General features: G+C 35.6%; 5 protein-coding genes. 2 read left to right on the forward strand and 3 right to left on the reverse strand.

The window, feature by feature from the left end; translation table 11 throughout:
• Positions 1–149: 149 nt before the first annotated feature.
• Positions 150–3,242, forward strand: coding sequence for a DUF6493 family protein (locus B0A66_RS14890; RefSeq protein WP_089050650.1), 3,093 nt, complete (start codon positions 150–152; stop codon positions 3,240–3,242).
• Between the two features lie 5 nt (positions 3,243–3,247).
• Positions 3,248–4,576 carry a hypothetical protein gene (locus B0A66_RS14895; RefSeq protein WP_089050651.1) on the forward strand — a complete coding sequence of 443 codons (1,329 nt, stop codon included), beginning with the start codon at positions 3,248–3,250 and terminating at the stop codon, positions 4,574–4,576.
• Between the two features lie 73 nt (positions 4,577–4,649).
• Here B0A66_RS14895 and B0A66_RS14900 read toward each other — a convergent pair whose 3' ends face one another.
• From B0A66_RS14900 to B0A66_RS14910, 3 genes are all read right to left on the reverse strand, one after another.
• Entirely contained in the window at positions 4,650–5,636 is a 987-nt protein-coding gene (locus B0A66_RS14900; RefSeq protein ID WP_244283506.1) for a multicopper oxidase domain-containing protein, read from the reverse strand.
• A gap of 141 nt (positions 5,637–5,777) precedes the next feature.
• Positions 5,778–6,836, reverse strand: a complete 1,059-nt coding sequence (locus B0A66_RS14905) for a nucleotidyltransferase domain-containing protein (protein ID WP_089050652.1) — start codon at positions 6,834–6,836, stop codon at positions 5,778–5,780.
• Positions 6,837–6,992: 156 nt separating this feature from the next.
• Entirely contained in the window at positions 6,993–12,065 is a 5,073-nt protein-coding gene (locus B0A66_RS14910; protein ID WP_089050653.1) for a DUF4132 domain-containing protein, read from the reverse strand.
• Between the last annotated feature and the right edge of the window lie 32 nt (positions 12,066–12,097).

Raw genomic sequence — 12,097 nt, forward strand, 5'->3', positions numbered from 1 at the left:
ATTTCTCTAAGTGCTTACAAGAAAAATAGCAAGGTATTATTGCTATTTTAACGTAAGTTTTCCTTTAAAAAATAGGCTTAAGCCTAATAATTTTTATATTTTTGAGAAAACAAATATTTAGTTCTTTATCAATTCATCCCCCTGCCAGCATGAAAAAATACCTCAAATATATTGATGGAAACTCCGATAAGTTTTGGCAAATCGAAGTTACCGGATTAGAATATACTGTAACCTACGGAAAAAACGGAACTTCAGGAACATCACAAACCAAATCACTTGCAACCGACGAAGAATGTCTTAAATCTGCCGAAAAAATATTGGCCGAAAAAGTAAAAAAAGGATATTCAGAAACAGGTGACGTTACGGTGGAATCAAAACCAAAAACAGCAAAAAAATCAAATGCTGACGAAGTTTTAGAAGAGTACGATGCTATTATAAAATCTAAAAAGATAGATCTGTTATTACCTTTTCTTCACGAGAAAACAAAAGGGAATATCGAAGCGCTAAAAAAGCACATTAAAAAGAGTAAACGATACTGGATGACATATACTGACCTGTCTAAAGATCCGGGTTACGTAAAAAAAGGCAAACACGATTACGGCTGGGGTACACGAGGCGATCAGCAACAAAATCAAATCATTACGCTTAGCGCTATTGCATTATTTGACAAAACCGATATTAACTCGTGGGATGAAGCGTTAAGCTTACTGAACGAAATCAACGAAAAACCACTTGTTTTAGAGGTATTATTGTGGGCAAAACCCAATTGGCTGGAAACTTTTATTTTAGATAAAGTAAAAAGACAGGACTGGGTAGGATACAACTATTCAAACCTTCGCAGACTTGAGGAACATAAATTAATTCAGTTTAACCCGGAATTGTACGCTCTAAGTCTGGCGTCGTACAATGAATGGCGTTCTAAGATGAAAACACGTCATTTCATTCACAAAGTCGAAAATGATAAAATAACATATCAGCGAGATGTTCCGGAATTGTTTAACTACGAAACGATTCTGCACAATAGCTTTTTTAGAGATAACGATAAAGAGAAACATGACGAATACCAGACTTGGGTTGTGATCTTCAAATCTCTGATAGATAATAACAAAATGGATCGTGGCTTTTTTATCGAAAATGCTATCCTGATTCAAACTAAAGAATGGAACAATAATCTAAAATCATTCTTTAGAAAAAGAATTGAAGAATATAATGCTACTGCTGATGAACTGATTGTACATCAGGAAAACATATTTTCATTTTTACACAATCCGTATCCGCCAATAACGAGCTACGGAATAGAACTTGTAAAGAAATTTTACGATCATCCAAAATTTAAAGCAAAATCATTCTTAGAATGGTTAGAACCTTTGATGATGCGAAGCGATTGCAAAGCCGCTATCAAAAATGTTCTGCCTGTTCTGGAAAAATTAGCTAAAGCAAATCCGAAACTTAATGCAACAATAGCCAACATCATTGCGGATGTTTATGTAATTGCAGACCTGGCATTGCAGGAACGCGCTACTAAAATCATTACGAAGATTGCGAACGTAAAAGATAAGACGCTTAAGGAAAAATTATCTTCGTATGTTACGATGATGCAGGGAAATATCAAATCCGGACTTACTTCGTTTCTGGATGAAGAAGCTTTAAGTGTTGATGACGCTGCTGCGGAAGAATATGTATTTGAACCACAGAAACCATTATTCCTAACAGAAGAAGTTACGCTTCCTCAAGATTGGAATGCTGTATTGTTTCAGTTTGGAAATTTCATTAATTCCGAAGAAACGTTAGATTCAGAAATATTGTTGAATGTCTACATTTCGCAACGCGATTTATTTCCGGAGGATTATGCTTCACAGTTACAGCCTTACGAGAAACAATTGAATAAAAGTTATTTCGAAAGCATTCATAAAAATTTTACGAAAGCCTTTCTGCTTAACAAGATTAAAAATATCGATCAAAAGTTTAGCAGTAACATCAATCATTATTCTAAATTAATTACAACCAAAACGATGCAGCCTTTACTGGACAAGGTGCAGCAAAAAATGGAGGCAAAATCGACATTGCCTTTGCTTTCATTTCCGAGTCATAAACCGCATTGGGTTGCTCCAAAAGTTTTAGTAGAAAGAGTAATTGCGTACCAGAAAAACAAGGAAGAAATTGATAATACTGATTTAGCTATCGCGATCGCCCGTATGCCGAGAGAAAATGTAGCAGAAGCGATTCCGTTATTAGAAAATGTTGAAGGGGAACTTCAGCAACTATTATCCTTTTGCCTTGGCGTAAATGAAAAACTGGAACTGGACGAAACTTCATTATTTTCAAAACTATTGGCTACAATGGGGAAAACCACCAAAGAAAGCGGAATTCTTTCGCTTTGGGCGGTTGCCGCAAGAACTTTCTATCCAAACGACACTTTTGCACAATTTGAAAGTACGTACTTAAAAGAAGTTCCATTTGTGGTTGCTCCTTTTATACCTGAAATAAAGTTTAAAGAAAAATGGAACGAATGGACCAATTATCAAACCAAAGAAAAAGAAAGAACACCTTCCTGGTACGAAATGAGTTTTGAAGTTCCTCAATATTCTAAAATACCAAATTACCTGTTGTACAGTCTTGATGTTTATCATCGCGCTAATACGTGGGATTATCTAATAAATTCAGCAGGAAACACGTATTACTGGCACAGTCTTACACCACAGAACGCAGATGCTCTGGCGTTGATACTCTTAAAAAATTGTATAACAGGAGACGGTTCTAAACCAGAATTGAAAGCTTTTTTAGAAGTGGCTAATACACCGGAATTTAGCTTCTCTCCTATTAGCATTTTATTGTATGCTTGCTGTTTCTTTCAAGAAAAGAAAGACTTACGATTATTGGCGTCAGAAGTTTTGATACAATTAATCGAAAAACAAGCGATTGACATCAATGCATTGGCAACACAATTGGCATTCTTATCTTCAGAAAAATATGGTGTGTTTTTGAGAATGGTCGACGGCTTAATTGCAATCAAAGATGTTTCGCCATTGCATAATAGTGCTTTGTTTCAGCTTTTGAATTCTTTCTTTGAAAAACTAAACCTGAAAGACAAACTGCCTACAAGCTTCAAGAAAATAGTAGAGAACTATTTTGATCTATTGACCAAAACAAATCAAAAACCTTCTCCTAAAGCTGCTGTTTTCTTTGAACAATGGAAAGGTAATGCTTCGCTTAAATCATTGATTAAGCAAATTTTAAAATAAAGAAAATGACAGATCTCGAATACAATTACAGAGGAATATCGACATACAGCAAAACAAAGGGAATCAACAATCTTGTTTTAGCGCATCAAACGGAAATTGAAGAAGTCAATAACATTCCGTGTTTTTTCTGGGGAAGCTTAACTGATCCTTATGTTACGGCAAAATGCTGGAGTACTATTGCAAAAGTGGTGCGTTCCAGCTTTGGACCTGTTCCGCCAAGCTTACGTGATCCTATCGTTTCTGCAGGATCAGAACGATTACGTTTTGAAGGATTTTCATCTTGCAATGGCGTATACGTGCGATTGGACATGAAACCGGAAGCTATTGATGGCGAATTTATTGCCAACGGAACAACGAACGTCGATTTTAATGATCCGATGCTAAACGCACTGAATGCTATTCAGAAAAATGAAAAAGTAACGCTTGCCGTAGGTCAGCAAGAAGTTCAGGTTATTACCAGCAAAGCAAAAGTTACCGAGAAAAAAGTAACCTTACCCATGCGCTGGATTAAAGGCTTAACCAGCGTTCAGCTCTACCTTGCCGACATGGACATTAAATTTGAATTGAACAAAATTCAGACCATTCAGCTTTTTCAAAGTTTACCAAAAGGAAGTATCAAAGGTGATTTTTTCATTACAAAAAGAGCAGGAAAATTTATGTTCTCTACTTTGTCGACTGCAGACAGCGTGAGAATTGGCGGAGTACAACGCTTACGCTTATTAGAAGGTATTCTCGCCATTGTAGATAAAATTTTTGTTTACGAATCGTCAGACAAGCAAACGTGTGCCATTGTTGCCGAGTTTGGAAAAATGCAGCTCTTAATGGCTTTTTCTCCTGACAATTACCGCGGGTTTTCCGGTGAAGGAAATGTACTGGAAACTATGACCGAAAATTTACCAATCGAATGGGTTTACGGACTGAACAGTTTATTAAAATCAAATGAAACTTTTGATCCTACGATGTTGTCTATCGAAAATGATATCGATTTTGGTACGATGGATAATCTGACTTCTAATTTATCATCGATGGGATTATTGGGTTATGATTTAAGTGAAAAAGCCCATTTTTACAGACGTTTACCATTTAAAACAGAACGTATTTTATCTTTAAATCCGAGGCTAAAAAATGCAAAAAAACTAATCGATAACGAAGACATCGAAATCGTCGAGCGAAGAGCAGATTATATCGAAGCCAAAGTAAAAGGTTCTGGCGTTGTACACAAAGTAATTATCGACAGCGTATCGCAAAGATGTACTTGCGATTGGTTTACCGCCTATCAGGGCAAAAGAGGAATTTGCAAACATATTCTGGGCGTAAAAATGACGATATCATAAGTTGTTATTGCCCATAAAAACAAAATCGCCCTTTTTTTTCAGGGCGATTTTCTGTTTATAGGAATTTCAGGATTTAGTAAAATACGGGGATATTGGCTTCGTTGCAACATTTATTCGAATTGGTATCTATGAATTTATAGACAACATGTTCATCATCGGCTACGTTTTCTAAAAAAACAAGCAGTTCGAAACATTCACCAGGATGTAATTTGACTTTATATCCGCGAGGTAAGTTTACGATATTGATTTCGTTTCCTGAGATCAACTGCAGTCTTGCTTCAGCCGGAAATACAATTTCGTGTCGGTACAAACCTGAATTGGCCAAACGAAGAAAGACAGTATCTTTTTTGTATTCTAAGGCTTGTAAACCTTTGTTTTTTATTGCCTTCTTGCCGTTAATGAGGAAGTAATTTGGTTTATAATCCGGAAGGTTGATTGGCTCTCCCGTGTGGTCCGACGTTATTCTCATCATATCTTCGCTATGCCACGTAGTATCAATTTCATTACTGCACCATAATATTTCGTTCCAGGGCTTATAATACAGCGAATCGATTTCTTTTGATCTAACAATGATGAGACCAAACATTCCTGCCTGCAAATTAAACGGATAATTTTCGGGACTGTAATAGAGATAGGTTCCCGCTTTGGTTGCCTGAAAAGAGTAAAAACCGTGTTCCATGTGGTCAACAAGAGCTTTTTCTTTTAGCGCGCTATTTCCTTTGGTACGCTGCTGAAATTCAATTTCCTTACAATACAAAGAGACGGGGTTTCCCTGAGAAATGTTCCAAAGATCTATACTTACGTTGTCGCCAACCTCAACGTCAATATCTGATCCCGGTAAAGTTACCTGCCCCGAAAGCGAATTGGTAAATCCAAACGTTCTGACGGCTAATTTTTTTGTTATGGCTAATTTACCTGTTGTTTTGCCAATAATTAATCTTTCATTTTGAGAAAACAAAGAAGTATTGCCCAATAAAAAAGAAAATAATGGTTTTGATTTGATTTCTTTTATCATCGCTAAATTCAATTTTAAATTATCAACTACTTGATCTTCAATCAAATTTAAACTTTTTAAAAATAGAAAACAACGTATAACTACTTGTTTTTGTAGTAAAAATCATAATTTAACAGTAATGATGATTTTATGGCATTTTAGGAAAATCACGAAAATTCAGCTTAACTCAGAACACTTTTACATTTTTTACTGATACAATTCTTCCCGGATTTTGATTAATGTTTGTATGGCATTTTCTTCATTTGGTCTTTCCGGTAAAACAGAGGTTGCAAAATGATTTTCGATTGATGCGATTAGATTATCTGCCATTTCGAGTAAATCATCATATTCCCGATTTCCTGCCTTTATATCGAGTAATTCTTCCCGATTCGGAACGCGGATATTTAATTTTCCTGTATCCAAAATTTGTTCTGCCGTTTGCAAAAGTCTGATCGTGTGCATCATGTTTTTGCTGTCGTAATTTTTACCGTGTTGCTGGTTGGTATTGTATCTCTCTTCATTACGCTTATCAATCCAACTCCAATATTCTGTATATTCTTTGCAATATTTAGAATAACCATCCTGATTGCAGAATAAATAGCCTATTAGTTTTTCATTTTTAGGTACAGACGAAACAGAAACTTCATTGGAATTTTCTTTCTGTATAATTCCTTTATAACGCAACGTAGCATCATTATCGTAAAACATGGCAAACATTCCTCGTGAATTAGGCAAATCAACTAAACCGACTTGCTCCTGCCTGAAATTATTTTGCTTCAAAAATTCTAGTACAGATATGGTTTTATAACCTTCTAAAGCATAGCAAAAATCCAACAAACTTTTCTTTTCCTTCGGCAACGGATTTACAATTTTCTTGTTTAAACCTCTTGCCTTTTTGATTTGCGTTACAGCATAACCGGCAAAAGAATCTTTGCACAATTTAGACAGAAAATCTTCTATTTTTAGCTGTTCCATTAACGGATGTTTGTATAGAATACAATCTTCCGGTGAAGCTAAAATCTCCAGAATGTTCGGATTGTTTTTTAACAGTAATTCTATAAATCGTCCCAATTCATAATATACCTCATCATTGGTTTCGTTACTTACTTGTGGAATATAATCTAAACCGAAGAACTTTTCTTTTGGTAAATAATAAACACCTTTAATATCGGTATCAGATGTTGGTGTAGCTAAGCCAAAAGACCTGCTTCCGGAAATTACTTCGAACAGGATTAGGTTTTGGGATTTTAGGTCTTGAATTGTCATTATTTGTAAAATGTCGTCAGTAAGATGATAGAATTGTTAATTATTCATACATTATGTACTACAAAAGTAAACATTCTAAATACTAAAAAAAGCGCAAATTTCTTTTGGAACTTTGCACTTTTTCGGGTTTCATTTTAAATAGAAAATACAATCATTTTAAACATACGTTTTATCAATCTGACTTAAAATTGTGGGGTCTTGAATTTCATTATCTTTTGCAAACAATAAAACTTTAGACATTACCTCAGCTGATTTTGGATCATCATCAGCAAACGGAAGGAACAAACGTCCTCTGTGCTGAGAATGAATTGGCAAAACCGATAAATATTTACCTGGAAGCTGATGCACAACTGCACTTCCTAAATGTATGCTGTATTCTGCCATTGTTCCTTTTACAATCGCATGATTTTCTTTGATTTCTACGTTTTTAATTTTGAATAAACGTAATGTTTCTCTCAATAATACAGCTCTCATTTCGATTGAAGAATGACTTGCTTCAGGATCAACACCTCCAACGTGAGCAACACTTACAACCAAATCAATATCGCGCATGACTTCTGAAAAAATCCTAGGATTCACATCTTCAAAAGGAATGTTTTTATAATCTTTAAGCGAATGAAATTCTATTGTTTCCAACGTAGGACTTTCTACATCGGCAGGTGAAAACCAATCAGCCAGTGCGTACATTTTTACCTGATAGCCTTCTTTATGGAAAACTTTCTGCAATCCTTCTTCATAATCTACTTTCCATCCTCTGGTCTTTAGTAACGCCAAAGTTTGGTTCGGCTGCACCTGATGTCCTGCGTAACGTCTTGAAATTGATTTTTCTTTTAATTCGTCTGGTGTTGGAACATACAATTCTCTGAAAACCTGTTTAAAGGGCTGTTGCAATTTGTTGTCAAAGCAATAACTTTGGAAATCTGTCCAGACATTATGTTTGTGCAAATCAAAACAATGTGCAATTCTAAAAGTCTGATTTTCATCTATTGTAATAACTTCACCTAAAGCCGAAACCAAATTTCCATCAGCATAAAAACCAATTTTATCTTCGCCTGACACAAAAACCAGTTTTTCCAGATGTTTCGAAATAATCGGATGTTCAAAAAGATTCTGCATTTCGGCATACAAAAACGCATCACCGCGAATCATACTTTCTTCTAATCCTTTTCTGGAACGCGTCCATTGCTCGCGCATTGTTTTTCTGTAATTGGTTAATTCCAGAATTCCTTTGTCTTTTTTATATTTTGGCGGAATCGACTTTAATTCCTTATCCCCTTTAAGCGTTACCAAATCAGCCTTTCCTTCTTTGTTGATCACCAAACTTATGATGACATCATCCAGCACAACCTGCGTTTCTTTGGATAAAATATTCTGAATTTGCTTCGTTTCCATTGCCCACGTCAAACGAACAGGATCCGGATAACCGGCATTTCTTGCTAAATTTTCCAACGCCACACGAATTGCCAAAGCTTCACTCGCCTGCTTCATCGAACCAAATTCCTTACTTTCTTTTTTAAATTGTTGCAAGTATTCATAGCGTGACAAAATATCCTTGTCTGGTCCTGTTTTACTTAGTGGCACTAAACCGTAAACTCTTAAGTAATCCTGATCGCGTTTGTCTTTTACTTTTGCGGTAACTTCTCTAATTTTCAAATCACCGGTAATCGTGTCCGCATACAATCGGGCGCGTCGGTGTCCGTTTCCGTCCGTTACATATTTTGCAGCTTCATACAACATCTCCCATTTGGCTTTGCCTAATTTTTTATAAGCAGATACAAACCAGTTTTTATCGACCGCTCCATCTTTAAAATCTTGAAGATCGATAGAAGAGAATTTCGCCATTTCGCTTTCTAATTCTGAATTGGCGGCACTAAAACTTGCTGTTTTTGTATGTGCGTGAAACCACCAGATTCCTTCGTCTAAACCATTCCAGTTTAAATAATTACTGATGAACTTTTGCCATTGCGGCGCATAAATAGCAGCTTGAATTAATCTTTCTTCTGAAATTTTAGCTTTTTTAATGGCCTCGTTAAAGATTTCCTGCGTGTCCGAAGCCAGCGGGTAACATCTTTTTAGTAAATAACTAAACAATTTCTGTTTCGTTAATTCAGTGTAGCTCCACGAATAAATGTAACCTTTGTACAAACTTGCTTTTCCGAGTGCGGTAAGCATTTCGACAAAACGATTGGTGCCGAATATCTTTTGGAAACTCTGTACCAAATGGGTCACAGCTGTATTCGAGTCACCTCTTTTTACTTCAACATCCAGAAAAGTCTCGCGGATTTTTGTAATCATCGGAACTAAAAACGGAAATCTCTTGATGAGATCTTCACTTCCGAAATGTCTGTAATGTTTCGTTTCGCTTGTCAGGACAGAGATTCTTTCGCTTTCCAGAATACCTTCATACAATTCTCCTTCGATAATGGCATTTTGCTGAAACGCTTCACAATACAAATGAATTGGCGGTTTGTTGAAAGCAATATTCTTTTCTAATCCATTTAACTGTCTCCATCTGTAGAGATTCCATACTTTATTATTTTGTTCCGCTGTTAAATCCTGTAAATTAATTCTATTCAGGTAAACATCAAAAGAACGCTGATTCTGCCAGCCATTTCCATTATCTGAATTATAGTAATACTCGTCTTTTTTCGGTTTATATTCGAATTCTAAAACTGATTGCGGAAGATCTGCATACAAAGTGCTGCAAGCATCAATTAGGAAATCATTTTTTTCTTTGAATGAATATTTTAGCTGCAATGCATTTAAAATCTGCAAAATAGCATTGTCCCAATCGTAACCACGTTTATTTTGATGTGGCAGATAATCTTTAAAATAAAAAATATGTTTCTCCAGAAGATCCCCCCAATTATTTTTATCGTAACTACTAATCAGCGTCAGTAAAAACAAATCTTTCTCTGCTAATCCCGAATTCTCAAACCAACCTGACCAAACCTCGTACAGCGGATAATTTGTCGCTCTGATTTCGGGATCTTTTTCGTCTTTTAAGTTTTTAATATCTCTAAAAGTATTTCCCAGTAAAACAGTCGATTTGCTGTTGTCGTAGTTTTCGATTTCATATTCGTAATTTCTATTCTCTTCATACAATGCGTAAAGTTTAGAAATTTCCGTTTTTAGATCAGCCAATGATTTCGAAAAACCATATTGGTGTTCCTTAACCGATTTTGAATACAACGAATCTGCCTGCGGTTTTGGCAAGGCATAAGGCGAAACTTCATTTGGCGTATAAAAACCAAATCCGTTTTCGGCACTTAAAGTATTTTTCTTTTTTGAAGGTTCTAACTGCTCAATGAATTTGTTTTCTTTCTCGGTAATTTTTGGTCGAGCCGAATAAGCCGCTACCCAATCATTGACTTTATCCGTAAGCTTTGCATTTTTCTGCAACTGCAACATCAAATCTAAAACTGACATACGTTGTTCTAAATCGCCTTTTTCTAAAGTCGTTTCTACGAATGAAGTTATTTTTTGCTCTTCTTGTTTCAGTAGAATCGCAGTTAGGTTTTTCTTTAAATTAGAATTTTTACGTTTGAATAATTCCTGAAAAATTGCCAGTTCATCATCAGATAAGTTCAGATTGTTTAACGTACAAATTGCCGAGGCCACAAGAGATTCTCCTCTGTCTTTTAAAATTCGCAAAGCAAAATTTCGCTGGTATTGTGTTGGCTCGTTTTTAGCTTTTTCACCGGTACTTTTCAGACTGTAGAACGAATAACAATAATAATCTCCTAAAATTTCTCTGGTTAGTTTTTCTCTTAAGTTGATAGAAAAACCTTCAAAATGAGCTAAGATTTGCTCTAATCGTTCGGTATTGTCTCCCACTAAATTGATCGCCGCATAATAAAGCGCATCTTTTTCAAACTTCGTATTTAACCATGAAAACACTTTGCCTTCAAAAACCTTTTCTTTTATGGTTATGGTTTGAGCCAGATTATAAACCTTGTCAAAGAAATTTGGATATTCGGCGTTTTCAACATAATATCTCGAATGCGCGTTGGCATTTAAAAGTAAATTTAATCTTGGTATAGCAAATGCCAGAACTTGCAGATTTTCGTCGTCTAAAGCTTTAAAATACAACGGCATTTCGATATAAGGATCGTTTGTTTCTCCGGCAAATTTCAATGCCAGCGATTTCTTTTCGATTGATCCTTTTTCTAATAATTCATGCAGATAAGGAACGGTTTTTTCGACATCAAAAACACCCTGAACCCACAATGCCATATAAACTTCGTTGTTGTTCTTGCTTTGAATTCCAGCCGGAATCGTTTCCGGATTAGCAAAATAACCATAAGCCAGATTGATAATGTTTCGAACTGTAGTTTCTTTTTCAGAATCCCAGCCCAAACCTGTCCATGTATCGATTCCGCGAACAACAGATGAAAAACGGGTTAGTTTATTATCGATTATCACCTTTATCATATATTGCAGAGCACCAATACTGGTTTCGTCTAAGGCTTCCAGAACGGTCTGGCGCAATCCTTCCTGACGCTGAGCTGCCAACAATAGTTTTTCGACCAATTCCCAGCTTTCTTTTTTCTCACTGTTTAAAAGTGCTTTGATGATATTTCTGGAAACTTTGCCCCTTGGGTCTTTGTTGAAAATAATGTCTTCAAACAACTGAAACAGATTTTCTCTGTTCAAATCCAGTGCTGCCGACCAAATCATGAACTGATTCAAACTACCGGAAACCTCTGTATCATAACGAATTTGCTCCTCGATACTTAAATCATAGTGTACTGAATCTCTATCATGGTAATTGTAAATCTGAGGACCATTTAGCAGCGAACGCAAAAAGTTAACCTGATTTACCAGTAAATATTTTTTGTTATTGGGCGCTCTAAAAGAACGTCGCGTGTAACCACTCTGATACATTTTTTGGGGAAGTCTGCTCCAGGCTTCTTTTACGTAAACAGCATTTTCTTCGCCAAAAAAGTAAACCAAAAGTTCGTAGTAGTTTTTATCATCCCACAAATCTTCTTTTACCCATTTTTCGAATTCAGTGCTTTCTTTTGAACCTAACGAAATATACGTAGCCTGATAATTGTCTTTTAGTTTTAGAATTTCTAAACCAAATTCGGCTACTTCTTTTTTGAGCTTTGTTTTTAATAATAATTTCGAAACCAAATTGCTTTCTACAATTTCTTTGAGTTCTTTTTTAAATCTATTAATTGGATTTTCTATTACTTTACTTTTCAGAAGATCTTCTATCGTCATGCTTTTAGATTTTAGATTGTTGATTTTAGATT

The organism is Flavobacterium hercynium, assembly GCF_002217285.1.
Lineage (GTDB): Bacteria > Bacteroidota > Bacteroidia > Flavobacteriales > Flavobacteriaceae > Flavobacterium > Flavobacterium hercynium.

Excerpts from the sequence above, each read along its gene's own strand:
- B0A66_RS14890 (WP_089050650.1), top strand. The coding sequence starts at position 150 with ATGAAAAAATACCTCAAATATATTGATGGAAACTCCGATAAGTTTTGG.
- B0A66_RS14895 (WP_089050651.1), top strand. The coding sequence starts at position 3,248 with ATGACAGATCTCGAATACAATTACAGAGGAATATCGACATACAGCAAA.
- B0A66_RS14905 (WP_089050652.1), bottom strand. The coding sequence starts at position 6,836 with ATGACAATTCAAGACCTAAAATCCCAAAACCTAATCCTGTTCGAAGTA.
- B0A66_RS14910 (WP_089050653.1), bottom strand. The coding sequence starts at position 12,065 with ATGACGATAGAAGATCTTCTGAAAAGTAAAGTAATAGAAAATCCAATT.